The sequence below is a fragment of the Streptomyces wedmorensis genome, from assembly GCF_000716445.1.
GTDB lineage: Bacteria > Actinomycetota > Actinomycetes > Streptomycetales > Streptomycetaceae > Streptomyces > Streptomyces wedmorensis.
The window spans coordinates 80241-95507 of the sequence record NZ_JNWK01000013.1; the positions used below are offsets into that span (position 1 = coordinate 80241).

A 15267-nucleotide genomic window follows, 5' to 3' on the forward strand; every position below is an offset into this window, starting at 1 on the left:
GACATGACCACCACCGCCCCCGTGTCCGACCGTCCTCACCGGACGGCGACGCGACCGTCCGTCCGCGCCGGCAGGGCCGGCGGACAGCACCGGGCCGGGCCACTCGCCCACATCGTCCTCGGACTCGCTGCCCTGGCCTCGCTGTTCCCGCTGTACTGGACGCTGGTCGCCGCGTCCACCGACAGCCACGCGGTCGTCTCCAGCCCGCCCCCGATGCTGCCCGGCGGCAACCTCTTCGAGAACCTCACCTACGTCTGGCACAACGCCGGCGGGCGTGGCATGGGCGTCGCCCTGCTCAACTCCACGCTCGTCGCGGGCGCCGTCACCGTCACCACGGTGACCTTCTCCGTGCTCGCCGGCTTCGCCTTCGCCAAACTCCGGTTCCGGGGGAAGAAGGTGATGCTCGGCCTGGTCCTGTCCACCCTCGCCGTGCCCGCGCAGCTCAGCGTCGTACCCCTGTTCATCCTGACCAAGAACCTGGGACTGGGAAATCACCTCGGAGCGCTGATCCTGCCCGTCCTGGTCACCGCCTTCGGCGTCTTCTTCATGCGGCAGTTCCTCTCCCAGGCACTGCCCACCGAACTGCTGGAGGCCGCGCGCGTCGACGGCGCCAACTCGCTGCGCGTCATCTGGCACGTCGTCTTCCCCGTCGCCCGCCCGGCGATGACGGTCCTGGGCATGCTGACCTTCGTCCAGTCCTGGAACGACTTCCTCTGGCCGATCATCGTCATGAACGGCTCCACCAACCCGACCGTGCAGGTCGCCCTCGCCGGACTGGGAACCGGCTGGTCGACCGACTGGTCCGTCATCACCGCCGGAGCGCTCATGGGCACCCTGCCGCTCCTCCTGGTCTTCGCCCTCTTCGGCCGGCACATCGTCGGCGGCATCACCCAGGGCGCCATCAAGGGCTGACCTCTGCCTCCTCTCCTCGTCCCACACCTCCGCCAAAGGGAGACTCCGCCATGCCCGCAACCCCCGCCACCGCCCCCGCCTCCACGGCCGTCGACCGCCTCCACTTCCCGCCCGGCTTCCTGTGGGGCGCGGCCACCGCCGCCTACCAGATCGAGGGCGCCGTCGCCGAGGACGGCCGCACGCCGTCCATCTGGGACACCTTCTCCCGCACCCCCGGGAAGGTCGCCAACGGCGACACCGGCGACATCGCCTGCGACCACTACCACCGCTACCGCACGGACGTCACCCTGATGTCCCACCTCGGTCTTCAGGCGTACCGCTTCTCCCTGTCCTGGCCCCGCATCCAGCCCCGCGGGCGGGGCCCCGCCAACGCCGCCGGCCTCGACTTCTACAGCCGGCTCGTCGACGAACTCCTCGACGCCGGCGTCCAGCCCGTCGCCACCCTGTACCACTGGGACCTTCCCCAGGCGCTGGAGGACGAAGGGGGCTGGACGGTACGCGAGACCGCCGAGCGCTTCGGCGAGTACGCGGCGCTGGCCGCCGACGCACTGGGCGACCGGGTCGCCCTGTGGACCACGCTCAACGAGCCCTGGTGCTCGGCCTTCCTCGGCTACGGCTCCGGCGTCCACGCCCCGGGCCGCACCGACCCCGCCCTGGCCCTGCGCGCGGCCCACCACCTCAACCTCGGACACGGCCGCGCCACCGCGGCCCTGCGCGCGTCCCTGCCCGCCCACGCCCGGATCGCGGTCTCCCTCAACCTGCACCACGTCCGGCCGCTTACCCAGGAACCGGCCGACCTCGACGCGGCCCGCCGCATCGACGCCGTCGCCAACCGAGTCTTCACCGGCCCGATGCTCTCCGGCGGATATCCGGCCGACCTCCTCGCCGACACCGCCCACGTCGTCGACTGGGGCACCCTCGTCAAGCCCGGCGACGAGTCCGCCATAGGCGCCCCCATCGACCTCCTGGGCATCAACTACTACACGCCCGCCGTCGTCTCCGCCCCGATGCCCGGAGCGGCTGCGGTCAACCACGCCCACGGCGAGAGCGACCACTCCCCGTGGCCCGGCTCCGAGGGCGTCAACTTCCACCTCCCGCCCGGCGACACCACCGACATGGGCTGGACCATCGATCCCACCGGGCTCTACGACCTCCTCATGGCCACGTCCCGCGCCCACCCCGGCCTCCCCCTCGCGATCACCGAGAACGGCGCCGCCTTCCCCGACATCCCTTCGGCGGACGGCCAGATCCAGGACCACGACCGGATCGACTACCTCCACCGGCACCTCAAGGCCGTTCACCAGGCCATCGCCGACGGTGCCGACGTACGCGGCTACTTCCTCTGGTCGCTGCTCGACAACTTCGAGTGGGCGTACGGGTACGAGAAGCGCTTCGGCGCCGTCCACGTCGACTACACCACCCAGCTGCGCACCCCGAAGCGCAGCGCCCGCTGGTACGCCAGGGCCATCGCCGCGAACGCGATCCCGGGTCTTTGAGCCTCAAGGACGGAGCAGGATCCTCCCGACGCGGGGATCGCCGCTGCCCGTGAGTTCCATGGCCCGCTCGAACTCGTCGATGCCCAGCTGGTGCGTGACGAGTTCGAGCGGCGTCAGCCGTTCCGCGGAGAAGGCGCCTACGGCGTAGGACCAGGCGCCGGAGGAGGCTCCGAAGGCGGTGCCGATCGACAGCTGCCGTGCGACCACCTCGGTGGGATCGAGTCCTTCCGCTCCCTGGACCGGGATGCCCGTGAGAACCAGACGTCCTCCCGGCCGCAACAAGGACGTCGCGGCGCGCGCGCTCGACGTCGCGCCCGCGGCGTCGATCACCACGTCGAAGTCCGCGAGACCGGAGGCGCGGTCCCACGTCCGGTAGGCGGTGGCTCCGAAGCGACGGGAGAGATCGGCTCGGTCGGGGCTCGTACCGACGACCGTCAGCTCGCTCGGGGAGAAGGCGCAGAGGAGCTGTGCGGCGAGCAGCCCGAGGGCGCCGGAGCCGATGACGGCCACCCGTGAACCGGGCAGCGGGCGCGCCTTCAGGACAGCGGCGGCCGCGCAGGCGGCCGGCTCGAGGAACGCGGCGGCGGTGAGATCGGCGTCCGGCGCGAGCGTGTGCAGCAGACGAGCGGGGAGGACGAGGGTGGGGGCCATGGCGCCGGGAAGGGTGAACCCCGTCTCCTCGTAGCCGACGGTGCACAGGTTGGTGTCGCCGTCGCGGCAGGGCGCGCAGGTCTCGCAGTTCCGCAGCCCTTCGCCCACGACCTTGCGGCCGAGCAGGGAAGCCGGCGCGCCCTCTCCCACGGCGGTGACGGTGCCGGACCACTCGTGGCCAGGGGTGACCGGATAGCGCACGTACGGAACGGGGCGGCGACCCAGGTAGACGTCGCGGTCGCTGCGGCTGATCCCGACGGCATGCACGCGCACCTGGGCTTCGCCGGGCCCCGCCTGACGAGGCACGTGCTGCACGAGGCGAATCGTCTTGGGAGCGTCGAGGACGACAGCCTGCCCCCGGCGGCTCACAGGAAGCCGCCCTGGCCGGTGGGCGGAGTGGGACACATGGGGCGACTCCTGTCGTTCGATATTTCGGGCATCGTTCGAAATTGTGTCGCGACGATACGAAGCATGGTGGGGTGTGTCAACGGGCCTCATTCTGCGGGGCCTTCTGTGCCGCAAGGCGCCTCAGTAGCCTGTTAACGCTCACATCCTCGAGTCGCGACTGGCTGTGCAGCGACTGGTCTCTCTGCATAAAAAACCAGTAACCGCCGTACGAACCCTTGAGTTGCGAGTCTGTTAGCGCTCACAATGTGTCGCGTTCGACAGCCCGCCGGTCGTCGGGGGCCTACGCACACTCCGCCTCCGCCCAGCGCAACCACCGCTGCGCAGCCGCACCTTCGCCGGGCCCGGCCCCTTCAGGGCACCGCCCTGTACGACGCACGTCCCCGAAAGGAACCACGACATGGCCCACAGAGCCCTCCGTGTCTTCACCGCCGCCGTTCTGGCCGCTGGTGTGCTGACCGCCTGCACCACCGAGCCCGCGCCCACCGGTACCACCGGCGGCACCGGCAAGGGCTCCTCCGACGGCAAGCTGGTGCTCGGGTTCGCCCAGGTGGGAGCCGAGAGCGGCTGGCGCACCGCCAACACCAAGTCCGTACGCGAGGCGGCCGAGAAGGCCGGCATCACGCTGAAGTTCTCCGACGCGCAGCAGAAGCAGGAGAACCAGATCAAGGCGATCCGCACGTTCATCCAGCAGAAGGTGGACGTCATCGCCTTCTCCCCGGTGGTGGAGTCCGGCTGGGACACCGTCCTCAAGGAGGCCGAGAGCGCCGGCATCCCGGTGATCCTCACCGACCGTGCGGTCGACTCGCAGGACACCTCCCTCTACCGGACCTTCCTCGGCTCCGACTTCGTCAAGGAGGGGCAGGAGGCCGGCAAGTGGCTCGTGAAGGAGTACGAGGGGACCTCCGAACCGGTCAACGTCGTCGAGCTCCAGGGCACCACCGGCTCCGCACCCGCCAACGACCGCAAGGCCGGCTTCGCCGAGGTCGTCAAGGGCGACTCCAAGTTCAAGGTCGTCGCGTCCCAGACCGGGGACTTCACCCGCGCCAAGGGCAAGGAGGTCATGCAGGCCTTCCTCAAGTCCCACAAGGACATCGACGTCCTGTACGCCCACAACGACGACATGGCCCTGGGCGCCATCCAGGCCATCGAGGAGGCGGGCAGGAAGCCGGGCACCGACATCAAGGTGATCTCCGTCGACGGCATCAAGGACGCCTTCGTCGCCATGCAGGAGAAGAAGATCAACGTGGTGGTCGAGTGCAACCCGCTCCTCGGCGACCAGCTGATGGAACTCGCCGAGAAGGTCGCGGCGGGGGAGAGCGTCCCGCGACGGGTCGAGGTCAAGGAGGGCGTCTTCACCCAGGACCAGGCCGCGGCCGCCCTGCCCGGCCGCCAGTACTGACCCGACGCCCGCACCAGACCGGGGGCGGTCCTCGCGCCGCCCCCGACCCCTCAGGAGAGGAGGGCGGATGGCAGTCCCACCCACCCCCACACCCACCCGCACCGACCGGCCGGTCCTGGAGGCCCAGGGCATCCGCAAGGTGTTCCCCGGCGTCCTCGCCCTCGACGGCGTGGATCTGCGCCTCTTCCCCGGCGAGGTCCACGCCCTGATGGGCGAGAACGGCGCCGGGAAGTCGACCCTCATCAAGGTGCTCACCGGCGTCCACCCGCCCGACGCGGGAACGGTCTCCGTCGACGGCGGCTTCCAGCGATTCGCCGAACCGCTGGAAGCGCAGCACGCCGGAATCAGCACGGTGTACCAGGAGGTGAACCTGTGCCCCAACCTCTCGGTCGCGGAGAACATCCTCATCGGCCGTGAACCCCGGCGCCTGGGGCTGGTCCACTGGTCGGCCCTCCACGAACGCGCGGCACGGCTCATCACCGAACTGGAACTCGACCTCGACGTCCGCATGCCGCTGGGCACGTACTCCCTCGCCGTCCAGCAACTGGTCGCGATCGTACGGGCCGTGGACGTCAAGGCGAAGGTCCTCATCCTCGACGAGCCCACCTCCAGCCTCGACCGGGACGAAGTCGCCCAGCTGTTCACCCTGGTCCGCAGACTGCGCGACCGGGGTGTCGCGATCCTCTTCGTCACCCACTTCCTCGACCAGGTCTTCGACCTGTGCGACCGGGTGACCGTCCTGCGCAACGGGCGCCTCGAAGGCGAGTACCGGATCGACGAGCTGACACCCGTCACCCTCGTACACCGCATGGTCGGCAGCGAACTGGGCATTCTCGACGAACTGGCCGAGACATCCCACACCGGCACCACTGACGGCCCCGGTTCCGGGGACGCGCCCTTCCTCAGCGCCCGCGGCCTCGCGCGGGCCGGTGGCGTCCAGCCCTATGACCTGGACATCCACCGCGGCGAGGTCATCGGCCTGGCCGGGCTCCTCGGCTCCGGACGCACCGAGGCGGCCCGGCTGCTCTTCGGCGCCGACCACGCCGACGGAGGCGAGCTGCGGATCCACGGCAAGCGCGCCGTCCTGCGCTCGCCGCGCGCCGCGATTGCCCACAAGATCGCCTTCTGCTCGGAGAACCGCAAGGCGGAGGGTCTGATCGGCGAACTCACCGTCCGCGAGAACATCGTGCTCGCCCTCCAGGCCGCACGCGGCTGGACCAAACCCGTTTCCCGCACCCGGCAGGACGAGATCGCCGCCCGGTGGACCGAGGTTCTCGACATCCGCCCGGCCGACCCCGAGGCAGAGGTCCGCAACCTCAGCGGGGGCAACCAGCAGAAGGTGCTGCTCGCCCGATGGCTGCTCACCGACCCCGAGCTGCTGATCCTGGACGAACCCACCAGGGGCATCGACATCGGTGCCAAGACGGAGATCCAGAAACTGGTCACCAGCCTGGCCGCGGAAGGCACAGCGGTCCTCTTCATCTCCGCCGAACTCGAGGAGGTGCTGCGGCTGAGCCACCGCGTGGGCGTCCTGCGCGACCACCGGCTCGTCGCCACCCTCCCCAACGACACGACCCTGACGCCCGACCGGATCCTGGGCGCCATCGCCACCGGAGCCACCTCATGACACCACCTGACGACACCGGCGCTGGGGGGCGCCCGGTCCGGGCGCCCGGCACCCGGCGGCTCATGGAGCACCGCCTGTTCTGGCCCGCCGCCGTGCTGGCCGCCCTGCTGGTGGGGAACGTCGTGTTCACCCATGACTTCCTCGCCGTCCGCGTCCAGAACGGACACCTGTACGGCAGCCTGATCGACATCCTGCAGTTCGGTGCCCCCCTGATCCTCGTCTCGCTCGGCATGACGCTCGTGATCGCCACCCGGGGCATCGATCTCTCGGTCGGCTCGACGGTCGCCATCGCCGGCGCCCTCGCGTGCGAGCACATCGCCACCGCGAAGGACCCGGGGAGCCTGTCCACCGTCCTGTCCGCGATCGCGCTGGCGGTCGGCGTGGCCGCCGCGATCGGACTGCTGAACGGCTTCCTCGTCGCCCGGCTCGGCGTCCAGCCCATCATCGCCACGCTGGTCCTCATGGTCGCCGGGCGCGGCGTGGCCCAGCTGATCACCGACGGCCAGATCATCAGCGTGTCCAGCAGCGCCTACAAGATGATCGGCGGCGGCTACTGGCTCACCCTCCCCTTCGCCGTCCTCCTCGCCGCGGCCCTCGTCGCCGTCACCTCCCTCGTCACCCGGCGGACCGCGCTCGGGCTGCTCATCGAATCGGTGGGCGGCAACCCGGTCGCCAGCCGACTCGTCGGCATCCGGGCAGTCGGCCTCCTGGTCATGGTCTACGTCGTCAGCGCCGTGTGCGCCGCGGTGGCGGGCCTGATGATCAGCTCCAACGTGTCCAGTGCGGACGGCAACAACGCCGGCCTGTGGATCGAACTGGACGCGATCCTCGCCGTCGTCATCGGCGGCACCGCCCTGACGGGCGGTCGTTTCTCCCTCGGTGGGACGGTCCTGGGCGCGCTGATCATCCAGACCCTCTCGACCACGATCTACACCCTCGGCGTACCGCCCGAGACCACCCTCGTCTTCAAGGCCCTGGTCGTCATCGTCGTGTGTCTCGTCCAGTCGCCCGCGTTCCGCGCGCGACTCTCACGCCGTCGCCGAACGGCCGCCCCGGACCCGGCATCCGCGGCCGGCGACCTGACGGCCCGCCGGCAGGAGGTCCACCCGTGAGCACCACCCTCACCAAGCCGCTCCACCGCTTCTCGGCACGGCACGCCGCCCACCTGCCGCTCATGGTGACGGCCACGCTGCTGGTCGCGATGTTCTCGATCGGGTCCGTGCAGTACGAAGGCTTCTTCTCCGCGCAGGTCCTGCTCAACGTCCTGATCGACAACGGCTTCCTGCTCGTCGTGGCGATCGGCATGACGTTCGTCGTCCTCACAGGCGGGATCGACCTCTCGGTCGGCTCGATGGTGGCCCTGTCGACCATGCTGACGGCCTGGCTCGTCGAACAGAACGGCCTGCCGCTCGCGCTGGCGGTGCCGGTGGTCCTGCTGGTGGGAGCAGGGGGCGGTGCCCTCATGGGCTGGGTGATCCACGCCTTCGAGATCCAGCCCTTCATCGTCACTCTCGCGGGCATGTTCCTCGGCCGCGGCCTCTGCTACATGATCAGCACCGAGTCCATCTCCCTCACCGACCCGACGACCACGCGGATCGCCCAGACGCGGGTGCTCCTGCCCGGGGGCCTGTTCGTCTCACCCGCCGTGATCATCGCCCTGGTCGTGCTGGCACTCGCCTTCGTCGTCCTCCACCACACCCGCTTCGGCCGCACCGTCTACGCCTTGGGCGGCAACGAGTCCTCAGCCCGTCTCATGGGCCTGCCCGTAGGGCGCACCAAGGTCGCGGTGTACGCCGTGAGTGGCCTGTGTTCCGCCCTCGGCGGTCTGCTGCTGACCTTCTACATGCTGTCCGGCTACGCCCTGCACGCCGTCGGCATGGAACTCGACGCCATCGCCGCCGCCGTGATCGGCGGGACGCTGCTGACCGGTGGTTCCGGCTTCGTCCTGGGAACCGCCCTGGGCGTGACGGTCCTCGGTCTGATCCAGACCATCATCAGCTTCCAGGGCACGCTCAGTTCGTGGTGGACCCGCATCGTCATCGGCGGTCTGCTGTTCGTCTTCATCCTCCTCCAACGCCTCTTCGGAGGATCGCGCCAGGCGGAATAGACCCCTCGCCGAGTGCGAACCCCGAGCCGTCCGCCGCGTATGAACGCGCCCGGGGCGGGGGCAGGGCCATCCCTGCCCCCTTTCCGGCTGCGCCCTCTCGCCGACAAGGAACCTCCATGAACCCAGCACCGTCCCCCTTCACCGGGGTCCCTCCGGTCTGCCGTCCCGAACCGTACGCTGGACAACGATGGACCTTCGGCTTCCCCGGCGGACTCACGGCGGAGGTGCACACTCGCGGCGCCCGCCTCCACGGGCTGTGGGCGCCGGACCGGAACGGCACCCCGGCCGACATCGTCCTCGCTCCCCACGACCCCGCCCGGGCGGCCGACACCGCCCGGTACTTCGGCTCCACCGTCGGCCGCTACGCCAACCGCATCGCACACGGCCGGTTCTCCCTGGACGGGAAGCCGTACCAGCTGACCACGCAGGAGAACGGCCACTGCCTGCACGGCGGCACCGACGGCTTCGACCCCCGCCTCTGGGAAGCCGAGAGCGTGCACACCCCGGAGTGGACCGGTGTGCTCCTGCGCCTCCGGAGCCCGGACGGAGACCAGGGGTTCCCGGGAAACCTGGACGTCACCGTCAGCTGTCTCATCGGCCGCGTCGGCGAACTCGCCTTCACCTACTCGGCGGTCACCGATGCGGCCACCCTGGTCAACCTGACCAACCACGCGTATTTCAACCTCGACGGCGAAGGCGCCGGCGACATCCTCGGACACGAACTCGCCGTGCACGCCTCCCACTACACTCCGGTCGACAACGACCTCCTTCCCCACGGGGACCACCGCCCCGTGTCCGGCACCGCGTTCGACCTCCGCCGGCCGCTGAGGATCGCCGACGCCCTGGCCCGCCCCGGCGCGGACGGCGGGTACGACCACAACTTCGTCTTAAGTCCGCACGGCGACGAGGCACTGCGCCCCGCCGCCGTCCTGTACGCGCCGGCCACCGGCCGCCGCATGGAGGTGCTGACCACGGAGCCCGGGCTCCAGGTCTACACCGCGGGTCAGTTCGACGGCACGGTCCTCGGCAAGAGCGGTATGCCCTACGGGGCGGGCGCCGGCATCGCGCTGGAGACCCAGCACTTCCCCGACTCGCCGAACCGCACCGGTGACCCGTCTCCGGTGCTTCGGCCTGGCGAGGAGTACAGGTCGAGTACGGTCCTGAGGTTCGGCACCTGTGACTGACCGTGTGGACATGGCTGTGCCCGCCGGCGGAGGAGCCGGCGGGCACAGCCATGTCCGGAGCGGTGTCAGGCACCCGCCCTGCGCTTGTTCCACACGTCGAAGCCGACCGCCGCGAGCAGCACGAGGCCCTTGATGACCTGCTGCCAGTCGGTGCCCACCCCGACGAGGTTCATGCCGTTGTTGAGCACGCCGAGGACCAGGCCGCCGATGATGGCTCCCAGGACGGTCCCGACTCCACCGCTCATCGACGCCCCGCCGATGAACGCGGCGGCGATGGCCTCCAGTTCGAAGTTCACGCCCGCCTTCGGCGAGGCCGCGTTGAAGCGCGCGGCGAAGACGAGCCCGGCGAGCGCCGCGAGCATTCCCATGTTGAGGAACACGGCGAAGGTCACCTTCTTGTCCTTGACTCCGGACAGCTTGGCGGCCGGCAGGTTCCCCCCGATCGCGTACACGTGGCGGCCGATCACCGCGTTGCGCATCACGTAACCGAAGCCGACCAGCAGCGCGGCCAGGATCAGGAGGACCACGGGGGCGCCCTTGTAGCTTGCGAGCAGCAGGGTGGTGACCAGGACAGCGGCGACCAGTGCCGTCAGCTTCAGCGCGAACAGGCCCGTGGGGAGCGGCTCCAGAGCGAATTCGCGCTGGCGACGGCGGTCCCGCACCTCCTGGAACACCACGTAGGCGACCAGTCCCAGGCCGAGGAGCAGGGTCCCGTTGTGGTAGTTGGTCTGCGGTCCCACCTCCGGCAGGAAGCCGTTGGCGACCTTCTGCAGTCCGTCCGGGAACGGGCCGAGCGTCTGACCCTTGAGGAAGATCTCCGTGAACCCGCGGAACAGCAGCATGCCGGCGAGGGTCACGATGAACGACGGTATGCCGACGTACGCGATGAAGAAGCCCTGCAGGGCGCCGGCGACGGCTCCCAGCAGCAGGGTGAGGAGCACCGCGACGGGCCAGGCCACATGGTGCTCGACCATGAGCACCGCCCCGATGCCACCGACCAGCGCCATCAGGGAGCCCACGGACAGGTCGATGTGCCCGGAGATGATGACGATCATCATGCCGATGGCCAGGATGAGGATGTAGCTGTTCTGCAGCACCAGGTTGGAGACGTTCCGCGGCAGCAGGAGGTCGCCGCCCGTCCAGATCTGGAACAGGAGCACGATCAGGCCGAGTGCGAAGAGCATCCCGTACTGGCGCATGTTCCGCCGGACGCCGTCCAGAAGCACCCGGGCCAGCGGTGCCCCGGTGGACGGAGCCCCGCGGCCCGGGGGCGCCGGTGTGGTCGTCTTCGTGCTGACGTCGGTGCTCATGCCTGGTGTCCTTCGCTGGAGGCGGCGCCTGCGGTGACCGCCGGTAGTACGGGGGTGTCCTGCGTCATGTGCCGCATCAGGACTTCCTGGGTGGCGTCCTCGCGGGCGACTTCGCCGGTCAGCCGGCCTGCGGCCATGGTGTAGACGCGGTCGCACATGCCGAGCAGTTCGGGCAGCTCGGAGGAGATGAGGAGAATCGCCTTGCCCTCGGCGGCGAGCCGGTCGATCACGGTGTAGATCTCGAACTTGGCTCCCACGTCGACTCCGCGGGTGGGCTCGTCGAGGATGAGGACGTCCGGCCCGGCGAGGATCCACTTGCTGAGAACGACCTTCTGCTGGTTGCCGCCGGAAAGGCGGCCTACCGGCTCGAGGACGTTCGGAGCCTTGATGTTCATGGTCCGCCGGTACCGTTCGGCCACCTTGCGCTCCTCATGCCCGTCGACGACGCCGCGGCGGGCGAGGGCGCCGAGGGACGCGAGCGAGATGTTCCGGCTCACGGAGTCCCCGAGGTTGAGCCCGTAGTGCTTGCGGTCCTCCGTGACGTACGCGATGCCGTGGGCGACCGCCTCGGGGACCGTGCGTGTCCGTACCTCGCGGCCGTCCTTGAGCACGGTGCCCTGCTCGTAGTGGCCGTAGGAACGGCCGAAGACGCTCATCGCGAGTTCGGTCCGGCCGGCACCCATGAGGCCCGCGACGCCGACGATCTCCCCGCGGCGGACCTGGAGCGAGACCCCGTCGACGGCCTTGCGGCCGCGGTCGAGGGGGTGACGTACGGTCCAGTCCCGGATCTCCAGGACAGGGTCGGCGTCGGCCGGGCCCTCGTACGGCGTGCGGTCGGGGAACCGGCTGTCGAGGTCCCGCCCCACCATGCCGCGGATGATGCGTTCCTCGGTGGTGGCGGGGTCCCTGACGTCGAGGGTCTCGATGGAGCGCCCGTCGCGCAGGATGGTGACGGAGTCGGCGATCTGGGCGATCTCGTTCAGCTTGTGCGAGATGATGATCGACGTGATGCCCTGGCTTTTCAACTCCCGCATCAGCCGCAGCAGTTTCGCGCTGTCCTCGTCGTTGAGCGCCGCGGTGGGCTCGTCGAGGATCAGCAGGCGGACGTTCTTCGCCAGCGCCTTCGCGATCTCCACGAGCTGCTGCTTGCCGACACCGATGTCGGCGACCCGTGTCTCGGGATGTTCGTCGAGCCCGACCCGCCTGAGCAGTTCGGAAGCACGGCGCAGCGCCTCGTGCCAGTCGATGATCCCGCGCCGGGACGGCTCGTTGCCGAGGAAGACGTTCTCGGCGATCGACAGATAGGGAACGAGTGCGAGCTCCTGGTGGATGATGACGATGCCGCGCCGCTCGCTGGCCCTGATGTCCTTGAAACGGCACGGCTCGCCTTCGAAGAGGATCTCGCCCTCGTAGGTGCCGTGCGGGTGGACGCCGGACAGGACCTTCATGAGCGTCGACTTGCCGGCACCGTTCTCTCCGCACAGGGCGTGCACCTCGCCGCGCTCCACGGACAGGGTCACGTCGGACAGTGCTCTGACCCCGGGGAAGGTCTTCACGATGGACCGCATCTCGAGGACGGGGCCGGACGGGGACGAGACGGAGACGGGAACCTTGGGGGAGTCGGCCGGGGCGGGCGTCATCGCAGTTCCTCGGCGTTGATGTAGCCCGAGTCGACCAGGACCTGCCGGTAGTTCGTCTTGTCGACGCTGACCGGATCGAGCAGGAAGGCCGGGACCACCTTCTTGCCGTTGTCGTAGGTGGCGTCGTCGTTGATCTCGGGCTTCTTGCCGGCGAGGACGGCGGTCACCATGTCTGCGGCGACCTGCGCGAGTGCGCGTGTGTCCTTGTAGACGGTCTGCGTCTGCTGGCCCGCGATGATCGACTTCACGGAGGCGACCTCCGCGTCCTGGCCGGTGACGACCGGCAGCGGCTTGGCGGCGCTCCCGTAGTCGTCGGACTTCAGGGCGGACAGGATGCCGATGGAGATGCCGTCGTAGGGGGAGAGCACGGCGTCGACCCGGGCGGTGGAGTACGAGGAGGTCAGCAGGTCGTCCATGCGCTTCTGCGCCGTCCCTCCGTCCCACCGCAACGTGGTGACCTGGTTGAGCTGGGTCTGCTGGGAGCGTACGACCAGCTGCTTCTTGTCGAGGTAGGGCTTCAGCACCTTCATGGCACCGTTGAAGAAGTACTTGGTGTTGTTGTCGTCGTTGGACCCGGCGAACAACTCGATGTTGAAGGGACCCTTCTTCGAGCCGGCCTTCAGCCCCAGCTTCTCGACGATGTACGTGGCCTGGAGCTCGCCGACCTTCTCGTTGTCGAAGGAGGCGTAGTAGTCGACGTGCGGGGAGCCCAGGATGAGCCGGTCGTAGGAGATGACCGGGATGTGGGCGTCGGCCGCCTGCTGCAGGACGTTGGACAGCGCCTCGCCGTTGATGGCGGCCACGACCAGGGCGTCGACGCCCTGAGTGATCATGTTCTCGATCTGGGCGACCTGCTGGTCGGGGTCGTCCTCGCCGTACTGCAGGGTCGTGGCGAAGCCGGCCTTCTTCAGACTTTCGGTCATGTTGCGGCCGTCGGCGATCCACCGCTCGGAGGATTTGGTGGGCATCGCGATGCCGATGGTGAGGTCCTTCGTGTCCTTCGACTCCTGGCTGCCGCCCTCGCTGTTCTGCCCGCAGGCTGTCAGGAGCAGGGCACAGCCGGTGGTCACGGCCAGGAGGGCGGATGCGGATCGGAACTTCTTCATGGGTTACCTGGCAATCCCGTCGTCGAGTGCGGCTCCGGCCGAGGGACGGGTCCGGCGGCGGCGCGTGAGCTCGCACCACCGGGACGGCGCCGTTCCGGCTGGGTGGCCGGGGCGTCGGCGCCCCGGTCGAGGTTGATTGTTAGCGCTCACAACAGCGTGATACAAGAGGCGCTAAGGTTTTTCTCGCATCGATGTACAGCCGTAAACACGGAGAAGGGAGGCGAACGTGGCGAATCCCGCGGAAGACGTCCGCCCGCCGACGATGGCCGACGTCGCACGAGAGGCGGGGGTCTCCCACCAGACCGTCTCCCGGGTGCTGAGCGATCACCCCAACGTGCGCGCGGCCACCCGGGAACAGGTCACCCTGGCCATCGAGCGGCTGGGCTACCGTCGCAACTCCGCCGCACGCGCCCTGGTGACGCGCCGTACGAGGACGCTGGGTGTCATCGCCGTCAACACCGCCCTGTACGGCCCTGCCAGCACCCTGACCGGCCTGGAGGAGGCGGCCCGGGAGCAGGGCTACCTCGTCTCGACCGTCAGTCTGCGCACCGGAGAGGGGCAGGGGCTCAAGGACGCCATCGACCACCTCGCGTCCTGGGGCGTGGAGGGCGTTGTCGCCATCACCCCGCAACGCTCGCACGTGCAGGCGCTCGCCGAGCTGGACGCACCCTTCCCCGTGGTCACCGTGGAGGGTGGACACCAGCTCGACCTGCCCGGCGTCTCCCTCGACCAGGAGCTCGGCGCCCGCATGGTCACGGAGCACCTGCTCGCCGCCGGGCACGGCAACGTCTGGCACGTGGCGGGTCCCGACGACTGGCTGGAGAGCGAGGCCCGCACCGCGGGATGGCGCACCGTCCTGGAGGAGGGCGGCATCCGCCCTCCGCGCGTACTGACGGGGGACTGGAGCCCGCTGTCCGGGTACCGGGCGGGACAGGAACTCGCGGGACTCGCCCTGGCCCGTCGCGGGGCGACACCGGTCACGGCCGTCTTCGTCGCCAACGACCAGATGGCGCTCGGCGTCCTGCGGGCGCTGCGCGAGGGCGGGATCCGCACCCCCGGACAGGTCGCCGTCGCCGGCTTCGACGACATCCCGGAGGCCGAGTTCTTCCCTCCGCCGCTGACGACGGTCCGCCAGGACTTCGCCGCCATCGGGCGCCGGAGCATCGGGCTGCTGGTGGACCACATCGAGGGTCGCGCCCGGAAGGTCGAGCACCTCCTGGTGGAACCGCAGCTCATCATGCGTGCGAGCACGCGCCCCTCGAACGAATCCTGACGCGGGGGGCCGGGCTCTCCCACCACCTCCTGGCGGCCGGACTGGAGGCCGGTGACAGGTCTCCAGTCTGCTGTGTCTGCTGTGTCTGCTGTCTGGGGCCTGCCGTCTGATGTCCGGCGTCCGGCGGCGCACGCGCGTCGGTCCGCCCGCGCAA

12 protein-coding genes are annotated in these 15267 nt (G+C 69.7%); 8 read left to right on the top strand and 4 right to left on the bottom strand.

What is annotated here, in order from left to right; all coding sequences use genetic code 11:
• The first annotated feature begins 3 nt into the window (after window positions 1-3).
• Entirely contained in the window at window positions 4-912 is a 909-nt protein-coding gene (locus OO54_RS13370) for a carbohydrate ABC transporter permease (RefSeq protein WP_033203121.1), read from the top strand.
• A 50-nt stretch (window positions 913-962) separates the two neighbouring features.
• Window positions 963-2408, top strand: coding sequence for a GH1 family beta-glucosidase (locus tag OO54_RS13375; protein WP_033203066.1), 1446 nt, complete (start codon window positions 963-965; stop codon window positions 2406-2408).
• Window positions 2409-2411: 3 nt separating this feature from the next.
• Here OO54_RS13375 and OO54_RS13380 read toward each other — a convergent pair whose 3' ends face one another.
• The gene (locus tag OO54_RS13380; RefSeq protein WP_234439588.1) at window positions 2412-3374 is read right to left on the bottom strand and encodes a zinc-dependent alcohol dehydrogenase; all 963 of its coding nucleotides are present in this window, start codon (window positions 3372-3374) and stop codon (window positions 2412-2414) included.
• 490 nt (window positions 3375-3864) lie between these two features.
• Between OO54_RS13380 and OO54_RS13385 the strand changes: the two genes are divergently transcribed.
• The 5 genes from OO54_RS13385 to OO54_RS13405 all read left to right on the top strand — a co-directional run bounded on the left by OO54_RS13385 (window position 3865) and on the right by OO54_RS13405 (window position 9784).
• Window positions 3865-4866, top strand: coding sequence for an ABC transporter substrate-binding protein (locus OO54_RS13385; RefSeq protein ID WP_033203068.1), 1002 nt, complete (start codon window positions 3865-3867; stop codon window positions 4864-4866).
• A gap of 67 nt (window positions 4867-4933) precedes the next feature.
• On the top strand, window positions 4934-6493 hold the full coding sequence (locus OO54_RS13390) for a sugar ABC transporter ATP-binding protein (protein WP_051786915.1): 1560 nt from the start codon (window positions 4934-4936) through the stop codon (window positions 6491-6493).
• Window positions 6490-7605 carry an ABC transporter permease gene (locus OO54_RS13395; RefSeq protein ID WP_051786916.1) on the top strand — a complete coding sequence of 372 codons (1116 nt, stop codon included), beginning with the start codon at window positions 6490-6492 and terminating at the stop codon, window positions 7603-7605. The genes OO54_RS13390 and OO54_RS13395 overlap by 4 nt, the downstream gene beginning before the upstream one ends.
• Entirely contained in the window at window positions 7602-8600 is a 999-nt protein-coding gene (gene yjfF, locus OO54_RS13400; protein ID WP_033203070.1) for a galactofuranose ABC transporter, permease protein YjfF, read from the top strand. The genes OO54_RS13395 and yjfF overlap by 4 nt, the downstream gene beginning before the upstream one ends.
• A 116-nt stretch (window positions 8601-8716) precedes the next feature.
• Entirely contained in the window at window positions 8717-9784 is a 1068-nt protein-coding gene (locus OO54_RS13405) for an aldose epimerase family protein (RefSeq protein ID WP_078905182.1), read from the top strand.
• A 65-nt stretch (window positions 9785-9849) separates the two neighbouring features.
• On the opposite strand, the gene mmsB is transcribed toward OO54_RS13405, so the two are convergent.
• From mmsB to chvE, 3 genes are read right to left on the bottom strand one after another with little or no spacing between them, the layout of a single operon-like run.
• Window positions 9850-11094, bottom strand: a complete 1245-nt coding sequence (gene mmsB, locus OO54_RS13410) for a multiple monosaccharide ABC transporter permease (RefSeq protein WP_033203071.1) — start codon at window positions 11092-11094, stop codon at window positions 9850-9852.
• Complete coding sequence (mmsA, locus tag OO54_RS13415) at window positions 11091-12734, bottom strand: multiple monosaccharide ABC transporter ATP-binding protein (protein ID WP_033203072.1); 1644 nt, start codon at window positions 12732-12734, stop codon at window positions 11091-11093. The genes mmsB and mmsA overlap by 4 nt, the downstream gene beginning before the upstream one ends.
• Entirely contained in the window at window positions 12731-13840 is a 1110-nt protein-coding gene (gene chvE / locus OO54_RS13420; protein ID WP_033203073.1) for a multiple monosaccharide ABC transporter substrate-binding protein, read from the bottom strand. The genes mmsA and chvE overlap by 4 nt, the downstream gene beginning before the upstream one ends.
• A gap of 226 nt (window positions 13841-14066) precedes the next feature.
• On the opposite strand from chvE, the gene OO54_RS13425 reads away from it, so the two are divergent.
• Window positions 14067-15113, top strand: coding sequence for a LacI family DNA-binding transcriptional regulator (locus tag OO54_RS13425; RefSeq protein WP_033203074.1), 1047 nt, complete (start codon window positions 14067-14069; stop codon window positions 15111-15113).
• The last annotated feature ends 154 nt before the right edge of the window (window positions 15114-15267 follow it).

Coding starts and splice junctions, on each gene's coding strand:
- mmsA (WP_033203072.1), bottom strand. CDS start 12,734: ATGACGCCCGCCCCGGCCGACTCCCCCAAGGTTCCCGTCTCCGTCTCG.
- OO54_RS13375 (WP_033203066.1), top strand. CDS start 963: ATGCCCGCAACCCCCGCCACCGCCCCCGCCTCCACGGCCGTCGACCGC.
- OO54_RS13370 (WP_033203121.1), top strand. CDS start 4: ATGACCACCACCGCCCCCGTGTCCGACCGTCCTCACCGGACGGCGACG.
- chvE (WP_033203073.1), bottom strand. CDS start 13,840: ATGAAGAAGTTCCGATCCGCATCCGCCCTCCTGGCCGTGACCACCGGC.
- OO54_RS13405 (WP_078905182.1), top strand. CDS start 8,717: ATGAACCCAGCACCGTCCCCCTTCACCGGGGTCCCTCCGGTCTGCCGT.
- OO54_RS13390 (WP_051786915.1), top strand. CDS start 4,934: ATGGCAGTCCCACCCACCCCCACACCCACCCGCACCGACCGGCCGGTC.
- OO54_RS13385 (WP_033203068.1), top strand. CDS start 3,865: ATGGCCCACAGAGCCCTCCGTGTCTTCACCGCCGCCGTTCTGGCCGCT.
- OO54_RS13395 (WP_051786916.1), top strand. CDS start 6,490: ATGACACCACCTGACGACACCGGCGCTGGGGGGCGCCCGGTCCGGGCG.
- mmsB (WP_033203071.1), bottom strand. CDS start 11,094: ATGAGCACCGACGTCAGCACGAAGACGACCACACCGGCGCCCCCGGGC.